This window comes from Streptomyces sp. NBC_01498, assembly GCF_036327775.1.
Classification (GTDB): Bacteria; Actinomycetota; Actinomycetes; order Streptomycetales; family Streptomycetaceae; genus Streptomyces.
The window spans coordinates 6,638,338-6,664,115 of the sequence record NZ_CP109598.1 but is presented as its reverse complement, the minus strand read 5'-3'; the positions used below and the strand labels follow the sequence as shown (position 1 = coordinate 6,664,115).

Annotated in this window: 18 protein-coding genes; 4 read left to right on the top strand and 14 right to left on the bottom strand. The window is 72.6% G+C overall.

Annotated elements, in window-relative coordinates:
• Position 1 precedes the first annotated feature (1 nt).
• From OG875_RS28480 to OG875_RS28465, 4 genes are all read right to left on the bottom strand, one after another.
• Positions 2-1,408: an MFS transporter gene (locus tag OG875_RS28480; protein ID WP_330177096.1), complete on the bottom strand. Its 1,407-nt coding sequence runs from the start codon at positions 1,406-1,408 to the stop codon at positions 2-4.
• Between the two features lie 144 nt (positions 1,409-1,552).
• The gene (locus OG875_RS28475) at positions 1,553-2,329 is read right to left on the bottom strand and encodes a 3-hydroxybutyrate dehydrogenase (protein WP_330177095.1); all 777 of its coding nucleotides are present in this window, start codon (positions 2,327-2,329) and stop codon (positions 1,553-1,555) included.
• A 119-nt stretch (positions 2,330-2,448) separates the two neighbouring features.
• On the bottom strand, positions 2,449-3,912 hold the full coding sequence (locus OG875_RS28470; RefSeq protein ID WP_443079214.1) for a 3-hydroxybutyrate oligomer hydrolase family protein: 1,464 nt from the start codon (positions 3,910-3,912) through the stop codon (positions 2,449-2,451).
• Positions 3,913-3,983: 71 nt separating this feature from the next.
• A complete protein-coding gene (locus OG875_RS28465; protein WP_330177094.1) occupies positions 3,984-5,549 on the bottom strand; it encodes an extracellular catalytic domain type 1 short-chain-length polyhydroxyalkanoate depolymerase in 1,566 nt (521 codons plus the stop codon).
• Between the two features lie 383 nt (positions 5,550-5,932).
• Here OG875_RS28465 and OG875_RS28460 point away from each other — a divergent pair, with 383 nt between their 5' ends.
• The gene (locus tag OG875_RS28460; protein WP_330177093.1) at positions 5,933-6,634 is read left to right on the top strand and encodes a beta-glucanase; all 702 of its coding nucleotides are present in this window, start codon (positions 5,933-5,935) and stop codon (positions 6,632-6,634) included.
• Positions 6,635-6,658: 24 nt separating this feature from the next.
• On the opposite strand, the gene OG875_RS28455 is transcribed toward OG875_RS28460, so the two are convergent.
• Positions 6,659-8,062 (bottom strand): HEXXH motif domain-containing protein, encoded by a 1,404-nt coding sequence (locus OG875_RS28455; RefSeq protein ID WP_330177092.1) that lies wholly within the window; start codon positions 8,060-8,062, stop codon positions 6,659-6,661.
• A 246-nt stretch (positions 8,063-8,308) separates the two neighbouring features.
• On the opposite strand from OG875_RS28455, the gene OG875_RS28450 reads away from it, so the two are divergent.
• From OG875_RS28450 to OG875_RS28440, 3 genes are read left to right on the top strand one after another with little or no spacing between them, the layout of a single operon-like run.
• Positions 8,309-8,557: a hypothetical protein gene (locus tag OG875_RS28450; RefSeq protein ID WP_330177091.1), complete on the top strand. Its 249-nt coding sequence runs from the start codon at positions 8,309-8,311 to the stop codon at positions 8,555-8,557.
• Positions 8,558-8,600: 43 nt separating this feature from the next.
• The gene (fxsT, locus tag OG875_RS28445; protein WP_330177090.1) at positions 8,601-12,440 is read left to right on the top strand and encodes an FxSxx-COOH system tetratricopeptide repeat protein; all 3,840 of its coding nucleotides are present in this window, start codon (positions 8,601-8,603) and stop codon (positions 12,438-12,440) included.
• A 40-nt stretch (positions 12,441-12,480) separates the two neighbouring features.
• Positions 12,481-13,479, top strand: coding sequence for a hypothetical protein (locus tag OG875_RS28440; RefSeq protein ID WP_330177089.1), 999 nt, complete (start codon positions 12,481-12,483; stop codon positions 13,477-13,479).
• Here OG875_RS28440 and OG875_RS28435 read toward each other — a convergent pair.
• The 9 genes from OG875_RS28435 to hypF all read right to left on the bottom strand — a co-directional run bounded on the left by OG875_RS28435 (position 13,460) and on the right by hypF (position 25,776).
• Positions 13,460-15,832, bottom strand: a complete 2,373-nt coding sequence (locus tag OG875_RS28435) for a hypothetical protein (RefSeq protein ID WP_330177088.1) — start codon at positions 15,830-15,832, stop codon at positions 13,460-13,462. The genes OG875_RS28440 and OG875_RS28435 overlap by 20 nt on opposite strands.
• Positions 15,833-15,858: 26 nt before the next feature.
• Positions 15,859-16,923 carry a hypothetical protein gene (locus OG875_RS28430; protein WP_330177087.1) on the bottom strand — a complete coding sequence of 355 codons (1,065 nt, stop codon included), beginning with the start codon at positions 16,921-16,923 and terminating at the stop codon, positions 15,859-15,861.
• Between the two features lie 115 nt (positions 16,924-17,038).
• A complete protein-coding gene (locus OG875_RS28425) occupies positions 17,039-18,334 on the bottom strand; it encodes a cation:proton antiporter (protein ID WP_330177086.1) in 1,296 nt (431 codons plus the stop codon).
• Positions 18,335-18,771: 437 nt separating this feature from the next.
• Entirely contained in the window at positions 18,772-19,671 is a 900-nt protein-coding gene (locus OG875_RS28420) for a hypothetical protein (protein ID WP_330177085.1), read from the bottom strand.
• Positions 19,672-19,773: 102 nt separating this feature from the next.
• Positions 19,774-20,541 carry a DUF6390 family protein gene (locus OG875_RS28415; RefSeq protein WP_330177084.1) on the bottom strand — a complete coding sequence of 256 codons (768 nt, stop codon included), beginning with the start codon at positions 20,539-20,541 and terminating at the stop codon, positions 19,774-19,776.
• An 11-nt stretch (positions 20,542-20,552) separates the two neighbouring features.
• Complete coding sequence (gene hypE, locus OG875_RS28410) at positions 20,553-21,659, bottom strand: hydrogenase expression/formation protein HypE (RefSeq protein WP_330177083.1); 1,107 nt, start codon at positions 21,657-21,659, stop codon at positions 20,553-20,555.
• Positions 21,656-22,759 (bottom strand): hydrogenase formation protein HypD, encoded by a 1,104-nt coding sequence (gene hypD, locus OG875_RS28405; RefSeq protein WP_330177082.1) that lies wholly within the window; start codon positions 22,757-22,759, stop codon positions 21,656-21,658. Before hypD ends, hypE begins: the two co-directional genes overlap by 4 nt.
• The gene (locus OG875_RS28400) at positions 22,756-23,052 is read right to left on the bottom strand and encodes a HypC/HybG/HupF family hydrogenase formation chaperone (RefSeq protein ID WP_330177081.1); all 297 of its coding nucleotides are present in this window, start codon (positions 23,050-23,052) and stop codon (positions 22,756-22,758) included. Before OG875_RS28400 ends, hypD begins: the two co-directional genes overlap by 4 nt.
• 87 nt (positions 23,053-23,139) lie before the next feature.
• Entirely contained in the window at positions 23,140-25,776 is a 2,637-nt protein-coding gene (hypF, locus tag OG875_RS28395; RefSeq protein ID WP_443079213.1) for a carbamoyltransferase HypF, read from the bottom strand.
• Between the last annotated feature and the right edge of the window lie 2 nt (positions 25,777-25,778).

The window sequence follows — 25,778 nt, the reverse complement described above, 5'->3', positions numbered from 1 at the left end:
ATCACCTCCGGGTGGGCACGGGTGCGGAGGCGGGCGCGGGTACGGAGCCGACGAGGCCGTCCTTGGCGAGGTCGCGGCCGCGGGTCTCCTTGGCCACCCACACGGTCGCGACGGTGACGAGCGCGGCGGCGGCGAGGTAGAGGGAGACCGGGACGGACGAGTCGTAGTCCTTGAGGAGTTCGACGGCGATGAGCGGGGCGAGTGCGCCGCCGATGATCGAGGCGAGCTGGGAGCCCATCGAGGCGCCCGAGTAGCGGACCCGGGTGTCGAACATCTCGGAGATGAAGGCCGCCTGCGGCCCGTACATCGCCCCGTGGAACAGCAGGCCGACCGTGACCGCGAGGGCGATGACGGGGAACGACTCGGTGTCCAGCAGCGCGAAGAACGCGAACGCCCAGCCGACCATGCCGACGGCGCCGATCTGGGTCACCGGGCGGCGGCCGAGCCGGTCGGAGAGGGCGCCCCACAGGGGGATGGTGACGAAGTGGACGGCCGAGCCGATCAGGACGGCGTTGAGGGCGTCGCTCTTGGGGAGTTCGAGGTGCACGGTGACGTAGACGAGGACGAAGGCGGTGAGGATGTAGTACGAGACGTTCTCGCCGAACCGGGTGCCGATGGCGACCAGCACCTCGCGGCGGCTGGTGCGGAAGACCTCGACGACGGGGATGTCTCCCTTGGGGGCGGCGACGGCGCCCTGCTGCGTGCGCGCCGCCTCGGCGGCCTCGGCGTCGGCCTTGCGGCGGGCCTCCAGGAAGACGGGTGACTCCTCGACGGAGATCCGTATCCACAGGCCGATCATGACGAGCACCCCGGACAGCAGGAACGGGATGCGCCAGCCCCAGGCGAGGAACGCCTCGTCGGACTGGACCGCGGCGAGGAGCGCCAGTACGCCGGTGGCCAGCAGGTTGCCGCCGGGGGCGCCGGCCTGGGGCCAGGAGGCCCAGAAGCCGCGGCGTTCGTCGCCGCCGTGCTCGGAGACGAGCAGGATCGCGCCGCCCCATTCGCCGCCGAGGGCGAAGCCCTGGACGAGGCGCAGCAGGGTCAGCAGGATCGGCGCGCCGACGCCGATGGTGGCGTGGGTGGGGAGCAGGCCCATGGCGAAGGTGGCGCCGCCCATCAGCAGGAGGCTGAACACCAGGAGTTTCTTGCGGCCGATCTTGTCGCCGTAGTGGCCGAAGACGATGCCGCCGAGGGGGCGGGCGGCGAAGCCGACGGCGTAGGTGAGGAAGGCGAGGAGGGTGCCGACGAGGGGGTCGCTGCTGGGGAAGAAGAGGGTGTTGAAGACCAGGGCGGCGGCGGAGCCGTAGAGGAAGAAGTCGTACCACTCGATGGTGGTGCCGACGAGGCTGGCGGCGACGATGCGGCCGATGCCGGTGCGGCGGGGTGGGGTGGTGGTGGGGACGTTCATGGTGGGGTCACCGCGTTTCGTCGGTCGGTCGGGGACGGAGGTGCGGGTAGGGCGGGTGCGGGTGGGGCGGGAGCGGTCGGGCTGATTCGGGTGGTGCGGGTGGGACGGGTGGAGCGGGCCGGGCTCGTACGGGTGGGCCCCGGGTCAGCGGGCGCCCCACCCGCCGTCGACGGGGAGCGAGGAGCCGGTGATGTACCCGGTGTCGGGGCCGCAGAGCCACAGGCACACGGCGGCCACCTCGGCGGGTTCGATCAGCCGCTTGATCGCGGAGCGGTCGAGCAGGACGTCGCTGACGACCTCGTCCGGGGGGATGCGGTGGGCGGCGGCCTGGGCGGCGATCTGCCCTTCGACGAGCGGGGTGCGCACATAGCCGGGGTTGACGCAGTTGCTGGTGACACCGTGCGGCGCGCCTTCGAGGGCGGCCACCTTGCTCAGCCCCTCCAGGCCGTGCTTGGCGGCGACGTACGCGGACTTGAAGGGGCTGGCGCGCAGTCCGTGCATGCTGGAGATGTTGACGATCCGGCCCCAGCCGCCCGCGTACATGTGCGGCAGGCAGTGCCGCATCAGCAGGAACGGGGCCGTGAGCATCACCTTCTGGATCAGTTCGAACCGGTCGGGCGGGAAGTCCTCGATGGCCGCGACGTGTTGCAGCCCGGCGTTGTTGACCAGGATGTCCACGTCGGCGGGGAGCCGGCCGATCGCGTCCGCCTCCGCGAGGTCCGCGGTGTGGCTGACGCCCCCGGTCGCGGCGGCGGCGGACGCGGCCCCGTCGGCGTCCCGGTCGACGATGTGGACCAGCGCCCCGGCGTCGGCGAGCGCCTCGGCGCAGGCCCGTCCGATGCCGCTGCCGCCTCCGGTGACGAGGGCGGTGCGGCCCCGGAGCGACCGGCTCCCGGGGGCTGTGTGACGTGGCCTCTTCATGGCCGGAACGGTAGAGACACCTGAACCGACATCCCATGTGATGGTTCACCACAGTGGACGCCGGCCAGGTGTCGTCGGCCACCACAACTCCCCTTCTGGGCGTACGGGTCGGGCCCCGCTCACCCGTCCAGGGGGCAGCGGGTGAGCAGGGTGGCCGGATCGGCGCCCGCGGGCAGGGGCAGGGTGCGGCTCGCGGGCGGGCGGCGGCCGTCGTCCAGCCAGCGCTCCAGGGCCCGGACGGCGGAGCGGTGGCACGGCACCAGGGGGCGCAGCCGGTCGGGGAACGCGTCGACGAGCGAGTCGACATGGGTGCCGCCCTCGACCCGGTAGTAGCGGTGCAGCGGGCCCCTGCCCTCGCGGCGCACCATCGCCGCGTACACGTCCGAGGTCTTCGACGCGGGCAGCAGGACGTCGAGCGTGCCGTGGAAGGTGATCAGCGGTCTGCCGATCCGGCCGGTCAGCGCGACCTTCGCGAGGGCGTCGCGGACCTCGCGCGGCCGGTCCCCGTAGGCGTAGTCGGCGTCGCAGGCGGGTGTTCCCGGGGCGCAGAAGGGCGTTCCGGCCTCGGTGGCGCCGTCGTACCCGGGGTCGAACTCCTCGCGGTAGATGCGCTGGGTGAGGTCCCAGTAGTACTGGTGGTGGTACGGCCAGAGGAACTCCGAACCGGCCGGGAACCCGGCCCGTACGATCTCCCGGTGCGCCGCTCCGGCGTCCGCGCCGCCCGCCGCGTAGGCGGGGTAGGCACGCAGGGTGGGCGGCAGGAAGGTGAGCGGGTTGGGGTCCCGGGTACGCCAGAGGGTGCCCTCCCAGTCGACGCCCCCGTCGTACAGCTCGGGGTGGTTCTCCAGCTGCCACCGGACGAGATAGCCGCCGTTGGACATGCCCATCGCGAGGGTGCGGGAGACCGGCCGCCGGTAGCGCTGTTCGGTCACCTCGCGGGCCGCGCGGGTGAGTTGGGTGACCCGGCTGTTCCATTCGGCGAGGGCGTCGCCGGGCGCGGCGCCGTCGCGGTGGAAGGCGGCGCCGGTGTTGCCCTTGTCGGTGGCGGCGTAGGCGTAGCCGCGCGCCAGTACCCAGTCGCCGAAGGCCCGGTCGTTGGCGTACTGCCTGCGGACGCCGGGCGATCCGGCGACGACGAGACCGCCGTTCCAGCGGTCGGGCAGCCGGATCACGAACTGCGCGTCGTGGTTCCAGCCGTGGGTCGTGTTGGTGGTGGACGAGTCGGGGAAGTGGCCGTCGATCTGGATGCCCGGGACGCCGCTCGGGGTGGCGAGGTCCTTCGGGGTGAGGCCCGCCCAGTCGGCCTCGTCGGTGTGGCCCGAGGCGACGGTGCCGGCGGTGGTCAACTCGTCCAGGCAGGCGATGAGTTGGCGCTCGGCGCCGGGGACGGTCAGGGTGTCCGCCCGCGCGCAGTGGCCGGGTGTCCGGCCGGGCGGGGCGCCGTCGGCGGCGGAGGCGGGGACCATCGGGGTCAGGGCCGCCACCAGGGCTCCGACGGTGGCGAACACCGCGCGCGGACGGCGGACCGCCCGGCCCCGGGCGGCGGTTGGGGCGGGCAGGGCGTGGGGCGGGTCAACTGGCATGAGTTCATTGCTCCGTTGTCGGGTCACCCGGCACGCGGCCGGTGCGGGGGCTGCGGGACGCTACCCAGCCGTCAGGGGCAGCGAGCGTCGGCGAGGACGTAGTAACCCGTCGGTGACTCCTTGAGCGTGCGGGTGACGAACGTGTTGTTGAGGCCCATGTTCTGGTTCGATCCCTTCGCGTACGCGTAGCCGCCCGCGGTGGTCGCCCGGCCCGCCCGTACGTGTTCGTAGGTGCTCGACGTCCAGCAGAGCGCCGCCGCCCCGGTGGTGGTGACGGTGACCGGTGCCGAGCGCGCCCCCTCGGCGCCGTCCGGGCCGCGCGCCGCGACGGTGTAGGTGTGGGTGGTGCCGGCGCCCAGACCACTGTCGGTGTACCGGCTGTCGGCGGGCAGGCCGACCCGGGTACCGCCCCGGTGGACCGCGTAACCGGTGGCGCCGGAGACGGGCTCCCACGCCAGCGCGACGGAGGTGCCGGTCACGCCCGTGGACCGCAGCCCGGCGGGGGCGGGCAGACCACCGGGCTCGGGCGCGCCGGTGTCGAGGCCGAAGAAGCGGACGACCCAGTAGCTGGAGCAGATCGAGTCGATGAAGTGCGCGGTGCCGGTCGCCCCGCACTGCTCGGGCCCGGACCCGGGGTCGACGGGGGTGCCGTGCCCGATGCCCGGGACACGGTTGACCTGCACGGCGACGGCGCCGTCCGGGGCCAGGTACTCCTCCCGGCGCGTGCTGTTGGGGCCGATGACGGAGGTACGGTCGGGACTCTGGTCCAGCCCGTGCACCTGGGTCCACTGGTCGCGCAGCTCGTCGGCGTTCCTCGGGACGACGGTCGGGTCGTTGGCGCCCTGCCACACGGACACCCTCGGCCAGGGGCCGGCGAATCCGGGATGGGCGTTCCGTACGCGCTGCGCCCAGTCCTGCGGGGTGCGGTCCGTGCCGGGGCTCATGCAGCCGAACGCCGAGACGACATCGGTGGCGCACTCGTACGGGAGTCCGGCCATCACCGCGCCGGCCCGGAAGACGTCGGGGTACGCGGCGAGCATGACGGCGGTCATGGCGCCACCGGCGGAGAGCCCGGTGACCTGGACCCGTCCGGCGTCGGCGCCGTAGGCGGAGACGGCGTGGGCGACCATCTGCCGGACGGAGGCGGCCTCGCCCTGGCCGCGCCGGATGTCGGCGCTCTGGAACCAGTTGAAGCACTTGTTGGCGTTGTTGACGGTCGTCGTCTCGGCGAGGACGAGCAGGAAGCCGTGCCGGTCGGCGAAGGCGGGCAGGCCCGAGTTGTCGGCGTAGACCTGCGCGGACTGGGTGCACCCGTGCAGGGCGACGACCACGGGCGCGTCGGCCGGGAGGGACGCGGGCCGGTACACGTACATGGTCAGGGCGCCGGGGTTGGCTCCGAAGGAGGACACCCGTTCGAGGGCGACGGCGGCCTGAGCCTGCGGCGCCGGCGGGAGCAGGGCGATCCCGGTGGCCAGGGCGAGCGCGGCGGCGACCCGCCCGAGAGCCCGGCGCAGCCGCCCCCGGGTACGCGCGGACCGCTCGGACCGCTCGGGACGCGACAACGGGGAGGAGGGCGGCGGCGCGTGGGACGACGACGGACGGGACAGGGGCGGACGGGACGGCGACGGGTGAGACATGGGGACCTCCCGCGACAGTGGCCCGGCGGCCGTCCTCGCCGGGTACGGCGGCCGGAGTGGGGTGCGGTCACGGTAGGGAGGGAACGACCCGCCGCGGAATGTGTCGCCCCACCACAGCGCCGCCGCCGAAACGGCGCCCCGACCCGTTGCCGGGAACAGGGCACGGTGGTACGCCGCTTGCGCCCGGCGCGCCCGCCCGTTCGGTGCCGGGCCGGTACGCGCCCCGGTGAAGACCCGGACAACTGTGCGGTCTTTTACGGCGTTTCGCCCGGGTCCGTGACAGGTACCTATTCCAGGGTCACCGCGGTCACGGTCCCGGCCGACCGGAACGGCCCGGGGCCCGTGGGCGCGTGGTGCGGTGCGACTTCGAGGCGGTAGACGACATGGTCGGCTCCACAGGCACGGCGGACGGGTCCGCGAACTTCTCCTCCCCCTACGGCCGGCCGGTCTTCACCGCCGACTTCTCCTCCCGGGACCAGTGGGTGGCGGGCCGCTCCTGGGCCTATCCCGACGGTGGACCCACCAACCCCGGCGACGACAAGCTGGACCACCTCACCGAGGACCCCGCGTACAGCCGGTCCGGGATCTTCCGCGCCACCCGGATGCCCCAAGGCACCTGGTACACGGGGCTGCTGACCACCGAGGGCAGCGACGACGGCTTCCTGCTGCGCACCGGCGACATCCTCCAGGCCCGGGTCCGGCTCCCGCGTGAAACGGGGGCCTGGCCCGCGATCTGGACCTGGCGGGACGGCGGCAACGAGATCGACATGTTCGAGTACCACCCGGACAACCCGGATCTCGTGGAGCTCTCGAACCACGTCAACGGCGGCCACCGTTACTACCGTCATCCGTCGATCCGCCCCGGCGCCCCGATGGACGTCGAGGTCACCCTCGGCGCCCGTTCGGTGGTGTGGAGGATCAACGGCGCCCGCGCGTACGCCGACCGCGCGGGCGTCGGCCGGGACTGGCGGGCCCACCTCATCGTGAACCTCTCGGTGTGCGCGGGCCGTTACCACCCGCCGCCGGAGCCGGACACCGCACGGATGTCGTACGAGGTGTCCCGGCTGCGCGTGTACCGCCCCTGACACCCGGGCGGGCCTGCCGCCCGGTCAGCCGGCCCGCTCGGGGGTGCCCGGCACGGCCCCGTTCGCCTCGACCCAGCGGCGGCGGTGGTCCGCGGCGAGATCACGGGCCTGTGCCACCACCGCCACCGGAAGCCGCTGCGCGGCCAGTTCGCCGAGCGCCCCGCGCATCCCCGCCACGAAGCGCCGCCCCGTCGCCGTGAAGACATGACGATCCGTCAACTGATCCGCCAACTGGTCGACACCGATGCGCACCGCGTCCCGCCAGCGCGCCAACTCCAGCTGCGCCGTGTGCAGTTCGGCGGACCCCCGCGCCGTGCTCCGGCACCGGTTCCAGAACTGGGCGACGCCGAGGAACGCGTACACGCCCTGGAGAAGCCCGGAGACGGGCCGGGGGTCGCCCCGCCAGGGCGCGTAGTAGCGCGCGGTCGGGTCGTCCGTCTCGAAGAAGTCGAAGAGATGGAGCAGCGCGCTCAGTTTGCCGTGCTGCGTCTCGTGGGTGATCGCGAGCGCGGCGGCGTGCGCGGTCGCGGGCGTCGAGAGCGCCACACAGCCGAAGGCCTCGGCCGAGCTGCAACTGGTCCCGGCGGCGCCGGGCGACCGGAGCGGCACGAGCGTGCGCAGTCCGCGGGCCGCCTCCGCCGCCGTCTCCGGGTGGTCGGAGCCGAGCAGCCGCAGCCCCTCCCGGACGGTCGTCCGCCAGTGGCCGTACTGCCGTTCGGTCAGGCGCGGGGCGCGCTGCCCGGACGGGAAGGCGTACGGATCGAGGTCGTCCAGCAGCAGGGACTCCCGGTCGCCCATGACCGCGAGACGGCGCACCGCGAACCAGTCCGCGCCGTCCAGCCAGGGCCGGGCGGGGACGCGCGTACGCCGTCCGGCCACCTCCACCGCGGGCTCCGGTCCGCCGTGCACCAGGGCCGTGTCACCGTCCCGGGCACCGGGGAACCGGGCGAGCCCCGTCGCGGGGAGCAGCACCCCTTCGTCGCGGACGGGGAGGGCGACGGTCCGGGCCAGTCCGGTGCGTACGACCGCGGCGGCGGACAGCGCGGTCAGCGGCTCCGGCGACGGACAGGGATACGGATACGGCGAGCCGGACTGCGGATACCCGGCCGGGCCGGACGGCGCGTCGCCCCCCGCGTCGAACGCGCGCAGGCAGTGCAGAAGCCCGAGGCCGGTCGACGGACGGCAGAGCAACTCACGCACCACGGCGGGCGCGGTGCGCCGCGCGGCGCTCAGCACCGACCGGGCACGGCGCGCCTCGGCCCCGGGCGCCCCGCCCCATTCCTCGGCCCGAGCCACCACGGCGCGCAGCAGTACGAGGCGTCTGCTGTGCTCGGAGCCGGCGAGGACGCCGACCGCCTCCGCCCCGCCGCCGCCTGCGGCGATCCGGTCGAAGAGCGCTCCCGTCACGCGGTACGGGGAAAGGGTCACACCGCCGTCGTGCAGCACTCTGTGTCTCCCCGTGACGATCATTCGGCCCCTGCACGCCAAGGATTCTGGCCGCGCGGTTCGGGAGTCAAGGGCGCGAATTGGCCGGGGGGTGGTACTCGTCCCCCAATCGTTCTCCGCCACGCCCTGGTAGCCGATCTGACGGTCCGTTACCATGCCCGTCCGGTACTTCTTCGCCTCGGTGACGCATTCCTTCCGAATTCCGTCGGACGGTGAGGGTGATCCACAATGACCGACCCCGGTGATACGCATGGTGACGCGCGTGACGACGTGCACTCTCTGATGCTGGATCTGTCGGAGCTGTCTTTCGAGGAAATCGCTCATCTGCCCGACGGCGTACTCGCCTACGCACTGCGCAGTGTGCGTCTGTCCGCCGATCGGCCCGATTTCCTGCTCAATACAGACACGCCGGATGACCCGACAACAGAACGGGGCACCCCGATTCCGCCACGTTCCTTTTCCCCACTCATATACTGAACCCGCTCACGCGAGGGATTCCGCGGCCAGAAGTGGAGCGACGATGTCCGAGGCCGAAGTCGCCAGCCGCGGAGCGCGGGTGGCCATGTTCTGTTCCACGGCGGAGAATATCGGGCAGACGTCGACGCTGCTCAGCGTCGCCGTGACGCTCGCCGCGGGGGGCCACCGGGTGCTCGTGGTGGACGCCCGCCGGGCGGGGGTCCGGGCGGCCGACATGCTCCGCCGGCTGCTGCCGCCCGGCGCGGAGCCCGACAGCGGACGACGGGACGGGAGCGGGCGGCGGGACGACGGCGCGCCCGGTGCGACCGCGACCGTTCCGGCGATCCCCCGCACACCGGGGTCCCTGCCCCCCGAGCACCGGTGGCGGATCTCGCCCGATGCCGACAGCCCCGTCCTGAGCCTGGTCACGCTGGACGAACCCGACGCGCTCAAGGCCCTGCCGGGCCGCGACGCGTTCCCGTTCGGTGCCTACGACCGCGTCCTGATCGACGCCCCCGTCTTCCGTACCGAGGACGAACTCGACCGGTGGGCCCACCTCCCCCACACCCTGGTCACCTGTTTCTCGCTCAACTCCTGGTCGATCCAGGCCGCGGCGGCGCTCGCCGCGGGCGTCCCGGCCGCCCACGCGAGCCGGATCGACGTCGTCGCGGTGGGCCTCCAGGCGAACCCCCGGATGGAGGACCAGCTGCGGCTGGCCCGTGACCGGGTGCGGCGCAGCTTCCAGCCGCTGTGGCGGCCGGGCCGGACCAGGTACGTGGAGATCCCGTTCAACGCGGAGTACCAGCGCGAGGCCGCGCTGACGACCGGTCAGGGAGCCACCCCCGACGACCGGTCGCTGGCTCCGAGCTTCACCCAGCTCGCCGACGTGCTCGGCCCCGGCGCGGCCGGCGGCGCCGGGCAGGCCCTGGTGGTCCACGCGCCGCACCACATCGCCTGGGCCGAGTGGATCGAGGCACAGCTCGCGGCGGCCGGAGTCACCGTCGGCAGACGCAAGTTCACCGCGTACAACGGGCAGCGCCCCTCCCCGGACACGATGGTCCTGCTGGTCTCCCCGACCGGCCTGCGGCCCGAGCGCGTCGACTTCCTCGCGGAGCTCTCGCATCCCAACGTGCGGCTGGTGCTGGTGGAGGAGGAGGCGCCGCCCCGGCGGCTCTCCCATCACCAGCAGATCGACCTGCGCCGGCTGTCCGAACCGGGGGCGGCCGAGGCGCTGCTGCGCGGTCTCAACATGACGGCCGGCGCGCCCGTGCGCGGTTCCCGCAGGCTCGCCTTTCCGAACCGGGACAGGAGGGAGAACATCGGCGCGCGCAGCCCCTCCTTCGTCGGGCGCGAGGACACCCTCGACCGCCTGCGCACCGCGCTCGGCACGGCGGGCCGGACCGGCGGCGTCTGCCGGGTGACGGGCCGTCCGGGAGCCGGGAAGAGCGAGATCGCCCGGGAGTTCTGCCACCGCTTCGGCGGCGGTTACGACGTGGTGTGGTGGCTGCGCGCGGGCAGCGCCAAGGAGCTGGACCGGAGCCTCACCGGTCTGGCGCGGGCCTTCGGCCACGACGGGACCGGCGATGCCGTGACGACCGTCCGGGAGCTCCAGCACGCCGCCGCGAGCCGGGCCGAGCGGTGGCTGCTGATCTGCGACGACATCGTGTCCGAGGACGAACTGGACAAGATCGGGGGCCTGTTGCCGCCGCCCTCGGAGCGGTGCCACGTCCTGGCGACCGTCCGGTCCGCCGACGGCGCGGCGGACTCCGGCGCGGTGCTGGTCGAGCCGTTCACCGACGCGGAGAGCGAACTGCTGCTCTCGGTCATGGTGCCCAACCTCCCCCTGGCGTCCGCCCGCCGGATCGGCCAGACGATCGGTCTGCTGCCGCTGAGCGTGTATCTGGCCGGAGCGTGGCTGGACGCGCGGACGGGCCGCGGTGTGGACGCGGACAACCTCATGCGTACGGAGGCGATCAAGCAGGCCGTGGACGGCTTCCTCGCCGAGTTCGACGCACACCAGAAGCGGCTGCTGGGCGTCATGCCCGCCGTGCCGCTGCCGAGGGTCCTGCTGGACATGGCGTTCGCCTCGCTGGACCGGACGGCGGCGGCCCGTGTCTGGGCGCGGGCCACCGCCGGCGGCGACACCCTGGTCTGGCTGGCGGAGGTGTGCGCCCTGCTGGCGGGCGCGGGGATGGACCTGCCGCTGCTGCGCTCCTCGCAGATGCAGGAGGCCCTGGTCCGGCCGCGCCGGGACCCCCCGTACCCGGGCGACGCGCCGCTGGCCGCCCCGGACCCGGGATCCGGCGACGCCGGGACCACTCCGGCTCCCGGCCCCGGCACCTATCTCAACGAACCGCTGATGGTGGACGTCGCCCTGTGGGCGCTCCACCGCTACGGCCTGGTCGACTTCGACTTCGCCCGCCCCGACGAACCGGTGCGCATGCACGGCCTCGTCAAGGAGCTCGTGGTCCAGCGCCTGGGGACCCGGCGCACGGCCCGGGAGGCCGAGCTTCGCGAGGTCGTCAGCCGGTACGAGCCGGGCGCCGACACCGCCGGGCACCGGGAGGGCGCGCCGGCCCGGAAGTACCGCGACCGCAGGGCGCGTCAGGTCGAGGCCCTGAGCCTGTGGGAGGACACCCGTCCGCATGTGCGCGGCTGGCTGCTGGGCCATCTCCACGACCTGGTGCGCTCGGGCGACAAGGTGTCGCTGGAAGAGGCGCTGCGGATAGCGGAGTTCGCCGTCCACTCCTGGGACGACGGGCGCACCCCGGAGTATCTGCGGCTGCTCACGCTGAAGTCCCAGGCCCACCGGCGCCTCGGCCAGTACGGCCACGCGGGCCGCCTGGCGCGCAGGGCCCTCCAGGGGTACCGGGCCCTGCTCGGCCCCGAGCATCCGCGCGCCCTTCAGACGAACCGGCTCTACTCGGCGGGCCTGCGGGCCGTGGGCGAGTTCTCCGAAGCGCTCAACGAGGACGACACCGCCGCGCAGGGCGTGCACGAGCTGCTGGGTCCCCGGCACGAGGCGACGGCCCTGGTGGAACACACCCTGGCCCTGTCGCTGGCGCTGAACGGCAACTACCGCAAGGCCCTGCGGCTCGTACAGAATCTGTACGACCAACGGCAGGCGATCGGCGGCCCGGACAGTCCGCGCGTGCGGGACCTGGTGCCGTTCCTCGCCGCCATGCACCGCAACGTCGGGCAGAACGCGGAGTCGTACGACCTGCTGTCGCGGGCCGGGCTGCGCCGCCCGCCGTCCGGCACGCCCGAGCCCGGGATCGCGATGCGGGTCGACACCGAGAACGGGCTCGCGGTGAGCGAACGCCGGCTCGGCCGTCCCGACCAGGCCCGTGAGCGCGACGAACGGATGCGGAGACTGGCGCTCCAGGGGCTCGGGGAGCAGCATCTGGCCACGCTGCGCTGCCGGTTCAGTCTGGCGACGGATCTCGCCGCCCTCGGCGAGGACGAGGAGGCGGTGGCGGAGTCCGAGCGCTGTCTCACGCAGCTGGAGAACACCCTGGGAGAGGCGCATCCGTTCGCCCTTCTCTGCCGGGTGCGGCTCGCGGTGCATCTGCGGGGCGCCGGCCGGTACGGGGAGGCGCTGGAGATCGGCGACGCCGCGCTGGAGGGGCTGAGGCAGCGGGTGAACACCGGTCACCCCTGGGTCATGGCGGCGGCCGTCGGGGTCGCGGGCACGCTGTTCGTGTCCGGACGACTGGACGAGGCGGCGGCCCTGGAGAAGTTCGCCCGCGACGGTTACGACCAACTGGAGATGTCACGGCACCCGTACCGGGCTGTCGCGGCGGACAACCTGGCCATCACCGAGGCGGAGCTGGCGAGCAAGCCGCACACTCCGGGGATGGCCCGGCGGCGCGGGGACATCGACCTGGAACTGCCCGGCGTATGACATCGGCGGGCAGCCGCCCTGGGGAGGGGACGGAGTGACCATGACAGAGCGAGCCGGCCTGGACGAATCCGCCGAGACCCGGTCCGAGCTGCTGAAGGCGGACCACTGGACCGACGACTACCAGCAGTTCGCGGCCCTCTGCCGGAGCACGGCGGAGGCGACGACGTCCTTGCGGTCCGTCGCGCACTTCAGCAACAACGTCGTGGACTTCGCGATCCGGCCCCCGGGCGCGCCGCCGTTCCGGACGGCCGGCGGTCTGCCCTGGGACGAGGAGGTCGAGACCGAAGGCCGCCCCGGTCGCCAACTCCTGCGCTGCGTGGCCGAGTTCAGCAGGACCATGGACGATCTGGACACCGGCTATCTGATGCGTGTCCTGGCGGTCGCGCCCGGCGGGGCGATGCACTACGGCCGGGTCAAGCGCGGACAGCACCTCGTCTCGGTGACCTTGTCGGACGCCGGGGTGGCGGAGCTCGACCGGACGATGAACGACACGGTCTCCCGGATCCGCGGCGAGATCCTGCATCAGCCGAACGAGCACATGGGCGGCATGGAGGGCGCCCCGCTGCGGGTGCTCGACGGCCCTCAGAAGGTCACGTTCAACGCGGACCGGACGACGGACCCGGCGGTGATCGCCGCGCTGCGCCAGGGCTGGCAGTCCCTGGTCAACCGGTACGACCTCCAGTACGCCGCCTACTACCGCGACTGGGCACCGGTGTGCGCGGGCGACGCGCTCGGCGACCGGGGGATCGGCCCTCAGCAGGTCGGTGTGCTGTCCCAGGCGAGACGGGCGATGTACCACGATCTCGCGTTCCGGCTGCGCGCGAGTGTCGCGAGTCTGGCCGAGCCGCTGCGGTCGATCGGCCTGTCCGGGCTCACCCGTCTGGTGCTGGACGTCCAGGAGGGCGCCGTGTACATCCACTGGCTGGACGGAAAGGAGGGGGACTTCGTGCTGGGTGTCACCATCGACCAGTTCGAAGTGGCCAACGCCGAGACACGGCTGCGGGAGCTGATCGGCGTGATCACCGCGACCGGTTCCTGACGGCGGCCCGCATCTCGCGCTCCACGTCGTTCGCCAACTCGATCAGCGGGGCCGCCAGATCGGTGTCGGGCCCCATGGCCTGATCCTCCCGACCGCCCGGCCAGGACGGACTGCCGAAGCCGTCGGCGGGCGATCCCGCCGCGCCCGGCGGCGGCAGGACCTCGACGGAGATGCCGAAGCTGCGGCAGATGACGAAGAGACTGTTCAGCTCCTCCTGGCCGGCGGGCTCGCCCCCGGCTCCCTCCACGGTGCGCCACCAGTCGGCGAGGGACCGCTGGAACGCCCGGAGAAGGTTGCGCGCGTGCGCGGCGGTGCCCAGCAGTTCCAGCGTCCGTGCCTGGACGTCCATGCGCTGCGGCAGGCTGCCGGGGGCGGCCATGCCGCTGCCGTCCACGCCGAAGTCGGCGGGCGGTTCGCCGGCCCCGTCGAGCAGCCCGTCGAGTCCGGCGAAGGCGGCGGTGAAGTAGGGCCGGACGGTGTCGGGCAGCGGAGGGTCGGACGCCCGGTCAGGTCCGGCGGCGCCGATGTGCCGGTGCCGGGCGACGCCGACCTCGACATCGTCGAGCCGGCGCAGGATGTCCGTCTGCTGCGCCGTGATGGTCTGGAGCCGGTCGTCCACCCGTTCGAGCTTCGCGTCGCGGCTGCTCGTACGGAGCCGGTCGGCGAGTTTGGCGACGCCGAGCGCGAGGTCACGGGCGAAACGCCGCTCGCCGACCGCCAGCGGGACGGTGTCGGTCACCGCCGTGACCCGGTCCCGCATGGTGCGTGACACCTGTCCGTTGACCACGATGAGGACCTCGCAGTGCGTGGACCGGAACACGTCGCGGAGCACGTCGGTGAACAGCCGGATCTCCTCGACGTCCTCGTCCTCCAGGATGGAGGCGACCGGGACGATGGCGATCCAGGAGTTGTCCGAGACCCGTACCCAGTACGGCGCGTGCCCCTGGCTTCTGACGACCGGCTCGCTCAGCCCCTCCGGGCCGGTGCCCCGCCCCCACTGCTCCTCGGTGAGCGCCTTGTCGAGAAGGCTGTAGACCTCGTCGGTCGAGTACCTCTCGAACTCGTCGCGCACCGCGCGGTGCACGATCCGCTCGTCGATGTCGGCGATCCGGCCGCGGCTTCCGGCCGCCAGATTCCAGGCGCTCTCGCAGACGCGCAGGGCCCTGCGCGGCACCCCGTCGGAGATGACGGCCACCTCGCTCACCGCCCGCCGGGTGAAGGGCGCCGGCGACGCCTCCGTCTCCTCCCCCGCATCGCCGTCCGCGGCTTCCTCCGCCGGGGTACGGACGTAGGTGCTGATCAGCTCTCCGGTCCGCCGCGCGTCCCAGCTGTTCAGCCAGAACGGTGACACACGCTCGTGAAGGGACGGCGGGAGCTTGACCCAGACCTCCGGCTGTACGCAGAAGACGAGCAGACCGCCCTGGTTCACATAGCAGTTGACGAGCATCTCGAAGGCGTTGAGGAAGAGCGTGCGTTCGGTGCTGGGCCAGTCGAGCACCTTCTCGAAGTCGTCCAGGACCAGTACGTACGGTTTGCCGACCTGCCCGTAGATGAAGCCGAAGACGGCCAGGGCGTCGAACGTCATCTGGATGCTGTCGATCGCCCCGGTGATCCCCCGGTCCTGGAGGGACTGCGCGGGCCGCTGTCCCGACAGCCAGTCCCACACGTCGCCCTTGAAGGGCCGGGAGCGGCTGTTGAGGGGCCGGTGGAGCAGCAGGGCGAGCGCGGTGGCGAAGGCGCGGTGGTCGGTCACTCCCTTGAGGTGCTCGCGCAGCCGGCGCTGGATCAACTCCTGGTCCAGGTTGAAGGCATGGGCGATCTTGTGCGGGTCGATCTGCCGTTCCCGGAGCCCCCGGACGTAGTCGTGCTCCGCGTCGCCCTGGAGCAGCCCGTGGTTCTCCCGGTCCAGCAGGTCGGCGACGACGTCGGAGTGGTAGTCCGTCACCGCGTCCTCCAGTTCACCGCGGGTGTTGAAGTCGTCCCGCTGGTGCATGATCCGGTTGCGGTAGACCGAGCCCATGTCGGTCACGGGTCGCGCGATGACCCAGATGGGCGGCCGTACGGCGCCCCGCCCCCGGATCTCGTTGATCAGTTTCTCGGCGACATGACTTTTTCCGAGCCCGTAGCCGCCGACCAGTGCGACGACCCGGCCCCGCATTCCGGGTGTCCCCGCCGCGTCGAAATAGTCGGTGACCAGGTTCTGCAAATCCGGCCAGGGACCGCCCGGAATGTCGATACGCGCTCTCGGGGAGAGGCTGCCGACGGTGGTGGTGTCGTCGAAGCCTTCCAGCTGAACGCTGGTGCTGCCCCGAAATGGATTGGTCCTGCCGGGATTGCTGTCGATCTGACTCACTGCGGTGCTCCTCCCTGGTGAGACGGTCAGCGGGCGCGTCCGTAGTCCGGTGGCGGCAAACGGTTGACGTAGGTGGTGAGGACGTCCATGTCGATCCGGTCGTGGTGTTCCGCGCGGGCCAACTGGGCGATTTTGTACAGATGTTGCTGCATGTCCTGGACGTTGCGGATCGGCAGGGACGCCGGCACGGTCTCGATGACGTCGTCCGCGACGGACACCACCGGGGTCGGTATCCCGGGCACGGCCAGCCGGTGCCGGATGTACGTGCCCCAGTCCCCCTTCTTCAGGGGTCCCACCTCCAGGTGGGTCATCCAGTCCGGTTCCCGCCCCAGCACGCTGTCCAGGAGCGGGGTGAGGTCGACCTGGGAGAGTTCCAGAAACACCACGAGCCCGCGCAGCGCGATCTCGTTGCATTCATTGATGAATTCCTGGGAGAGTTCGGTGGACGCCCAAGGAACGTATGGAATGACGATCATGGCGCGGCGTTTGACGGTGCGTAAGAATTCCTGGACCTCATCGTAACCATGATATTGGTCGGTCGGATCCTCGGTCAGTACCGAGTCGTGGTTGGCCTTGGCCCATTCAGGAGTCTGGCTCAGTTTTCCGACGAGCCGTTCGAGGACCTGTCTGCGAATGGGCTTGAAAATTCTCGCCGTACCGTCGGTGCGGCCCGGACCGGAGGTGCCCCTGTTACGTGGAGGTTTGCCGACGAAAACCACGAAGGAATTGGCGGGGCGATGCCGTGTGTGCCATCTTTCGATGTGCGGCGCGTTCCCCGCCCCGGCCCCCTCGCGATTACCGTCGATTCGCAGGTTCAGGTCGTTCACACAGTGGTGGATGAGAGTGGTCTTACCCGTGCCGGGAAGTCCGCTGACAATCACCAGATGACCGGAGTTGCGTCCGATCGCCTTGCTGAGGTCGGGCCCTTTCGTGCGGAACTGCTCCAGCCGTTGCAGCACATGGTCGATAGGCGCGACCAGTTCCTCGTGACCCTGGATCTTCCAGGGCATGAGGGGCACGCGCCGCTTCCAGGAGCCGGGCCTCCCGACGGGGACGCCGAACAGATTGCAGGGCGGCAGTGTGGTCGCCATGACCGATCAGGCCCCCGCCCCGCGGTCGGGCCGCCACACGGCGCGCGGTACCTCCGCCACCCGGTCCATCTCTCCCCCTCCTGGTGCTTCTCCTCGTTCTCCCCGTTCCTCGTGGTCAACTCACCTCGGGGAGGGGTCCCGCCGGTCCGCCTGCCGCAGGTGACGTACGCGCCGCCGCGCCGCCGGGTGCCTCGGGGCCGTACGGTCCGGGCTCCTCCCGGCCGCTCGCCGGCCCGGTCGTCGGCCGGTCCGGTGGTTCGGGCGGTGACACGGGCGGCGGTGGTGGTCCCGTGGCGTCCAGCGCGCGGTCGAGCACCAGGTTGGCGCCGTAGTGCAGCAGATTGACGGTGATGATCGCCGGGCCCACGACCGCCGCCGTGCCCGGGAACCGGGGTTCGAGTGCCAGGGCCAGCAGAATCGCCGTGATGCCGTTCTGCTGGCCGAGTCCGAGATACCAGCGGTCGACGCGGCTGATGCCCGGCACCAGTCGGGGGCCGGCGAGCAGCGCCGCCACCATCTGCGCGCCGAACGCCGCGCCGCCGAGCACGAGTCCGGGCAGCGGTTCGATGTCCTGGGCGAGCAGGACTCCCAGGAAGCAGGCGGCGACGAGGAACGCGCCCGACACGGCCCGGTTGACGTACGGCTTGAACCGGCCCACCCGGACGAGGAGCCCCGCCAGCGCCACGGCCAGCACCAGCATGTACACGGCGGCGACCGCGATCAGGGCGGCGACGAGCAGCAGGGCGAGCACATCGGTCCGGCCCCGGCGGTCGGACTTCGCGTCCCGGGAGCCGGCCCCTTCGGTGTCCGCCGCCGCGCCGACGGGCTTCGGCTGGGGGCGCCCGCCACCGGCGAGGCGCCGTACGAGGTACCAGAGGAGCATGGCGACGCCGAAGAGCACCACATTGGCGATCATGGTCAGCAGGAAGTCGGTCCCGGTGCTCCGGTCGGGAGCCACCGACACGCTGCCGGAGCCCTCCCCGGCGCGGGTCGCCAGGACGGCGACGTAGAAGCTGAGCAGCACGGTCATCGGGTCGTCGAAGGACGCCCAGGCCGAGAGCAGGGTCTTGGCCCGTCGTGACATCCGGTCGCGGGCACCCATGGCGGCCACGGAGAGGGGGTCGATCTGGGCGACCGCGATACCGAGGATCATCGCTTCCGGCCCCGGAACCACCAGGACCATCACGGCGGAGATCAGCCCCGCCTTGAGCAGGACCCCCAGGGTGACGGCCACCACCACCGCGCGCAGGTTCTCCCGTACGTCGGCGGCCTCCAGCTCGTGCGTGCTGCCGTAGAGGCCGATCGCCAGCAGAACTCCGGCGGTGACGGTGTAGGCGGGTAACCCGGCCAGGTCGTGCGGGTGCGCCAGCCGTCCGACGACGAGCCCGGCGGCCAGTGCGCCGATCGCCATCAGCGACGTACGCCGTGCGGGCGCCCGGACCGCTGACCGGCCCCGTCTGCGAACCACTCCTGTTTCCCCCGCATCCGGTCTCGCCCCGCACAACGGGCGGTCGGGACCGACCGCCGTCGGCCGGACGACCGGAGGGGCTCCGCGCACCCGACGGGCATCATGCCGTACGCGGCGAAACCGGTGGTGGCCCTGCCCGGCACCCTTCACCCGACTGCCGGTCGCACGCCGATCGCGGCCGGACCACGGTGAATCGAGTGTAGGAAAGTTGGCCGCTTGGTGTGAGCGGATGACAGAAACTGGCCGATCTCAACACCGTTGATTCTTTTGCGTATCGCTGAACGCCGGTGCACGACGACGTGCCTCCGGCGCACGCTCCGGTGGACAGGCGCCGGGAGAATATGTTCGAGGCGTCATCCGAGCGGTGACACGACACGCTGTCAGCGGCCGAGGAGTCCCCCGAGAAGCCCGCCCAGCGGATCGGGTTCGTCCGGCGGAGGGTCGGTCGGCCCGCCCGTGGGGGACGGGGTGCCGGTGCCCGTACCGCCGGTGCCCCCGCTCCCGCCGCCGGTCGGCGACTCGGGGGGTGTGGTTCCGGGGACACCCGGCCCAGGAGAAGTCGCGGACGGCGGGAGGTTCCCGGTGAGCGTCGGCGCGGGTTCGGGCGGTCCGCCGTCACCGGAGGGTGCGCCGGCCGAGGGGCCCGGGGCTTCCCCGCTCCGGGCGGTGCCGCCCGGCCCCGGCCCGCCGCGTCCGTCCGGTTCGGCCGTTCCGCTGCCCGGAAGCGAACCGGCGGGAGGGGGCGTGGGGTTCACCGGGTCCGCGCCGTTCTCCGCGACCCCGGGGACGGGCAGCCAGCGCGGCGCCGAGCCCCCGCCGATCACGGCGGCTCCGAGCACGACGGCACAGCACACCCCGGAGCCCGCCAGGATCCAGCGGGTGCGCCGCGTACGGTTCCGGCGCGCGCCGTCCTCCGGCGGGGCGGCGCCGTCGGGGCGCCCGGGGGTGTCGTCGGCCGGGGCGGTGCCGCCGTCGTGCTCGGGGGTGTCGCCGGGCGAGGCGGTCAGGTCACGCGATGCGGGGGCGTCGACACGTGGTGCGGGAGCGTCGTCGGACGGGGCGGGCGTCCCGGCCTCCTCGGCGGCCACGGGCGCCGGGTCGACAGGCTCCCGGTCCGGCTCCGGCTCCGCCGCCACGGCGTCCCCGCCGCGCCCGGCGGCCTCCGCCGCCATCCCGGCGACCACCCGCTCCAGGCGGCCGAGCCGGTCGTCCAGGTCCCGCCCCTCGTCGCGCGGGGTCCCGTCCCGTTCGGCGTCGGTGTCTGCCCGGTGCTCTTCCACAACCGCCCCGCTCAGTGCGTCCCAGTCGTACGACGGATGGCCAGCATCGCCAATCAGACTAGTACTACCGCACAGAAGGGCCGTGGCGGTCGCCGGGGCGCCTCAACGCACCGGTGCGACGGCCGCGGACCGTACTCCCGCGTCACTTATCGCGGCGAGCGCCCCACCCGTCACGGCGGTGATCCGCCGCGCCTCCGTGGACTGGACGCGTACCGCCTGCGCCTCCGTCAGGACGTCGCACACCCAGTCCCAGTGCAGCGCCACGAGGTCCCCCGGCACGAGCCCCGCGAGCAGCGAGCGCCCTCCGGCCGACCAGCGCACGTTCTCCCGGCGGAGAGGGCCGGGTGCCAGGGTCGTCCCCGTCCAGACCAGCGGCCGGCAGTCGACCGCGGCCGACTCGCCCGTGACCGACTGGACGACACCGGTACGGATCCGGCACCGGTCGAGGACCGACAGGGCCGTCGGACGCCCGGGGGTGCGCAGCAGTCCGGCCCACGGGTACACCTCGAAGACCTGGAAACTGTGGTGCGCCAGGGCCCGGTTCGCCGCCTCGCGCCAGGTGCCGCCCAGTTGCCCCCGGAACCGGTGACGCATCCGTGCCAGCAGGGCCGCCGGGTCGGCCCGGTCCCCGAGGTCGTTGCCGATCCAGTACGCCTCGACGACCCGCTCGTCCAGCGGGTCGTCGAGACCGGCGGTCTCGGCGAGGAATTCGAGGTAGCACCAGGCGCCGTCGAACTGGCGGGCGCCGCGTTCGATGCCCTCGGGGTCGGCGGGGCGCAGCAGCGCGCCGGAGTCCGCCGGACCGCAGTAGCCGAGTTCGTTGGGCGGGTAGGCGTACCGCGCGAAGAGGACCGCACCGCGCGCGCTCATCGCTCACTCATTCAGCAGATCCTGGGGAGTTGTTCGCCGACGGGGAGGGCGACCACGCGTGAGCCGCCGAGCCCGGTCCGGGCGACGACCATGCCGGGGTGGTCGGCCACGCAGGTGCCGATGCGGCGCGCGCCGTGTCCCAGGGGGTGTGCCCGGAGGGCCGCGAGGACCTCGTCGGCGCGGTCCCCGGGGACGATCGCGAGCAGCTTGCCCTCGTTCGCCACCTGGAGCGGGTCGAGTCCGAGGAGGCTGCACGCGTCGCGCACGGTGTCCGGTACGGGCAGGTCCCGCTCGACCAGTTCGACGCCGACGCGCGAGGCGGTGGCGATCTCGTTGAGCGAGGCGGCGACGCCTCCCCGGGTGGGGTCGCGCAGGACGTGGAGATCGGCGCCGGTGGCGAGCATCGCGGCGACCAGTCCGTGCAGGGGCGCGGTGTCGCTCTCGACCGTCGTACCGAAGTCCAGGCCGTCCCGGCTACTCATGACGGCCACGCCGTGCACGCCGATGTCGCCGCTGACGAGCACGGCGTCCCCGGGTGCCGCCCGGCGCGGCCCGATGTCGACGCCGTCCGGGACCACGCCGATGCCGGCCGTGTTGATGTACACGCCGTCGCCGCTGCCCCGGTCCACGACCTTGGTGTCGCCGGTGACGAGGCTGACCCCGGCCGCGCGGGCCGCGGCGCCCATGTGCTGGGCGATCCGGCCGAGTTCGGCGAGCGAGGTGCCTTCCTGGAGGATGAACGCGCAGGAGAGGTACAGCGGTGTGGCGCCCGACATGGCCAGGTCGTTGACGGTTCCGTTGACGGCGAGGTCGCCGACGGAGCCGCCGGGGAAGAACATCGGCCGCACCACGAAGGAGTCGGTGGAGAAGGCGAGCCGGGTGCCGGCACCGACGGTGAGGACGGCGGAGTCGCCGAGTTCGGGGGCGGCTGCGGAGCCGTACGCGGGGAGGAAGAGGTGCTCGACCAGTTCGGCCGACATCGCCCCGCCGCCGCCGTGGCCCATGACGACGGTCGGTGTGGCGCGCAGCGGGACGGGGCAGGTCCAGCCCTCGAAGTCGAGGTCGTTCCCGGCGGGGGCGGACGCGGGGGCGGGTACGTGGTGCGTGGTCTCGGTCATGGCGCGTCGATCAGTTCGAGCCGGCGGTAGGTGAAGTACGCGGCGCACGCGCCTTCGGAGGACACCATCGTGGCGCCCAGGGGATTCCTGGGGGTGCATTCCTTGCCGAAGGCGGCGCATTCGTGCGGCTTGATGAACCCCTGGAGTACGTCGCCGGAGCGGCAGAGTTCCGATTCCGCGGTGTGGATGTCGGTGACCTCGAATCGGAGCTCGGCGTCGAACTCGGCGTATTTCGGGGAGAGTTTCCATCCGCTGTCCGGGATGGTGCCGATGCCGCGCCAGGTCCGGTCGGTGACCTCGAAGATGTCCCGCAGCATCTCCATGGCGGGCAGGTTGCCCTCGTCGCGTACGGCGCGCGGGTAGGCGTTCTCCGTCTCGTGGCGGCCCTGTTCGAGCTGGAGGACCGTGCGGCGGACGCCTTCGAGGATGTCGAGCGGTTCGAATCCCGTGACGACGATGGGCACCTGGTACTTCTCGGACAGCGGCGGGTACGCGGCGGTCCCCATGACGCTGCACACGTGCCCGGCGGCGAGGAACGCCTGCACCCGGCAGGTGGGCGACTCCATGATGGCGGCGATCGCGGGCGGGACGAGTACGTGCGAGACGAGCAGGGAGAAGTTCCGTACGCCGAGCCGCCGGGCCTGATGGACCGTCATGGCGTTGGCGGGGGCGGTCGTCTCGAACCCGATGCCGAAGAACACGACTTCCCGGTCCGGGTTGTCGCGGGCCAGTCTCAGCGCGTCGAGCGGGGAGTAGACGACGCGTACGTCGCCGCCCGCGCTCTTGACCGAGAACAGGTCCTGCCGGCTGCCCGGCACCCGGAGCATGTCGCCGAAGGAGCAGAAGATGACGCCGGGGCGGGCGGCGATCGCCAGCGCGCGGTCGATGATCTCCAGTGGGGTCACACAGACCGGGCAGCCCGGTCCGTGGATCATCTCCACGCCGTCGGGCAGCAGTTGGTCGATGCCGTGCCGGATGATCGAGTGGGTCTGGCCGCCGCAGACCTCCATCATCGCCCAGGGGCGGGTGGTGGCCGCGTGGATCTGGTCGACCAGCCGCCGGGCCAGGGCGGGGTCGCTGAACTCGTCGAGGTACTTCACTGTCCGATGCCTTCCACTGGTTCCCGCTGCCCGCCGATCCGTTCGTCGGTGTCGCCGAACTCCTCTTCCAGGAGTCCGAGTTGTTCGAAGTTCGCCAGGGTGCGCAGGGCGGACTCCTCGTCGAGCCGCTGGATGGCGAAGCCGACGTGGACGATGACGTACTCACCGATCCCGACGTCGGGGATGTACTGGAGGCAGACGTCCTTGCGTACGCCGCCGAAGTCGACCTGGGCCATCAGGGTGCCGTCGACCTCCGCGGTGCTGAGCACCCGCCCGGGAACCGCCAGACACATGGTGCCTCTTCCTCTTCTCTGGATGATCTCAGCTGGGTGACAGGAGAGTTGGGTGATGAGAGCTGGGTGACAGGAGTTGACGTGTCGTCAGCCGGAGGCCGCGACGAGCAGTTGGCCGAAGGCGACGCCACCGTCGTTGGGCGGCAGCAGCCGGGGCCGCAGGACGGTGAAGTCCCTTGCTTCCAGGTTCCGTTGGACGGACGTGAGCAGCAGCGCGTTCTGGAACACGCCGCCGCCGAGGGCCACGACCCCGAGGCCGGTCCGGGCACGGCAGTGCTCGGCGAGGGCGACGGTGAGGGAGGTGACGGCCGCGTGGAAACGCGCGGCGATCAGCCGGGGCGGGACGCCCTCCCGTACGTCGGCGGCCACCGCGCGGATCACCGGCCCGGGGTCGGCGACGACGGGTTCCTCACCGGCCGACGGGCCCTCGGGCAGTCCGAACGCGTAGGCACCGGTGACCGTTCCGTCCGGCGCCGACCGGGCCAGTCCCTCCAGCACGATCGCCGCCTCCGCCTCGTACGCCGACTCGTGCCGGGCTCCCGCCAGGGAGGCCACCGCGTCGAAGAGCCGGCCCATGCTGGACGTCGGTACGCAGCCGAAGCCCGTCGCGAACTGGTGCGCCAGTACGTCGCGTTCCCGGGCGGGGCAGGCGGCCACGGCGGGCAGTGACGTGTCCCAGCCGATGCCCGCGGCGTGCAGATGCGCGAGGGCCATCCGGTACGGCCGCCGGACACTGGCGTCCCCGCCCGCGAGCGGGACGTACGCCAGATGGGCCGCCCTGCGGAACGACTTGTAGTCGGCGATGAGGGTCTCGCCGCCCCACACCGCGCCGTCGGGGCCGTGGCCGGTGCCGTCGTACGCGAAGCCGATGACGCTCTCGCCGGGGCCGAGGCCGTGCTCCCCCATCACGGACGCCAGGTGCGCGTGATGGTGCTGCACGGTACGGACGGCCCGGCCCCGGGCGTGTGCGCGGGCCCAGGCGCCGGAGCGGTAGCCGGGGTGGGCGTCGGCGACGAGCTGTCCGGGTTCGACACCGGTCAGCAGGCCGAGGTGGGCGGCGGTGCGGGTCAGCGCGTCGACCGTGGACAGGTCGTCCATGTCGCCGATGTGCTGGCTGACCCAGGCGTAGCCGCCCTCGCCGAGCGCGCACGTGTTCTTCAGGTCGGCGCCCACCGCGAGCAGCGGCGGGACGGCGAAGGGCAGCGCGAGCGGCAGTGGGGCGTACCCGCGCGATCTGCGTACGGGCAGTTCGGCGCCCGCGACGAACCGGCTGACCGAGTCGTCGCACGGCACCCGGATCGGGCGGTCGTGGCGCAGCCAGGCGTCGGCGAGCGGGGCGAGTTCGGTGAGCGCCTCGGCGTCGTCGGTGACGATGGGCTCGCCGGAACGGTTGCCGGAGGTCATCACCAGCGCGTCGGGGCCGGGGACGTCGTCGCCGACGCCGAAGAGCAGGACGTGCAGGGGGGTGTACGGGAGGAGGATGCCGAGGTCGGGGTTGCCGGGCGCGACCGCGTCGGCCAGTGCGGTGCCGGTCGCGCGGCGCGGCAGCAGGACGATGGGCCGTCTGCCGCCGGTCAGGAGCGCCCTCTCGTCGTCGTCGGCCGTCACCAGCCGGTCGGCGACGCCGAGGTCGGCGACCATGACGGCGAAGGGTTTGCCGCCGCGCTGTTTGCGGCGGCGCAGTTCGGTGACGGCCGCCTCGTCGCGGGCGTCGCAGGCGAGGTGGTAGCCGCCGAGTCCCTTGACGGCGACGATCCTGCCTTCGGCGAGCAACTGCCGTGCGGCGCGCAGTGCCTGGTCGCCCTCGGCGATCACCTCACCGTCACCGCCGACGAGTTCGAGCCGGGGGCCGCAGGCGTGGCAGGCGATCGGCTGGGCGTGGAAGCGGCGGTCGCGCGGGTCGCCGTACTCCGTACGGCAGTCGTCGCACATCTCGAACGCCGCCATGGTCGTCGCGGCGCGGTCGTAGGGCAGGCCGGTGACGATCGTGAAGCGGGGGCCGCAGTGGGTGCAGGTGATGAAGGGGTGGCGGTGGCGGCGGTCGGCCGGGTCGCGCAGTTCGGCGAGACAGTCGCGGCAGGTGGCGATGTCGGGGGAGACCAGGGTGCGGGCCCGGCCGGTCGTGCCGGAGTCCGCGATGACGAACTCCGCTCCCCCGGTGGGTGGTTGGTCGGTCTCGGTCACGGACTCCACGACCGCCAGCGGCGGCGTGCCGGTCCGCAGCCGACGCCCGAACTCCGCGACGGCGCCGGGATCGCCCTCCACCTCGGCGACCAGGCCGGAGGCGGTGTTGGACACGGAGCCGGTGAGCGCGAGTTCGGCGGCGGTGACATAGACGAACGGCCGGAAGCCCACGCCCTGGACGACCCCGCGCACCTCGAACCGGCGGCGTGCGCGCGGCTGTTGGGCGACGGCGGCAGCGGAGCCGGCCACGGCCCCGGGTGTACGGGCCTCGGGTGTACGGGCGGCCGGCTCGTGGATGTCCGGTTCGGGAGCGCCGCTGCCCATCATCTCCAGACCCGACAGCGCCTCCGCCGCCTTCTCCCGGTCGATGATCTCCATCGCGAAGCCCATGTGCAGCAGGACCCAGTCCCCGGCGGCCGGAGGGGCGTCGAGCATGCCGACGTTGATCCGGCGCCGGGCGCCCTCCACGTCCACGAGGGCGAGTTGGTCCGCGTACCCCTCGACCATCTCCACGACCCGACCGGGGATGCCGAGACACATGA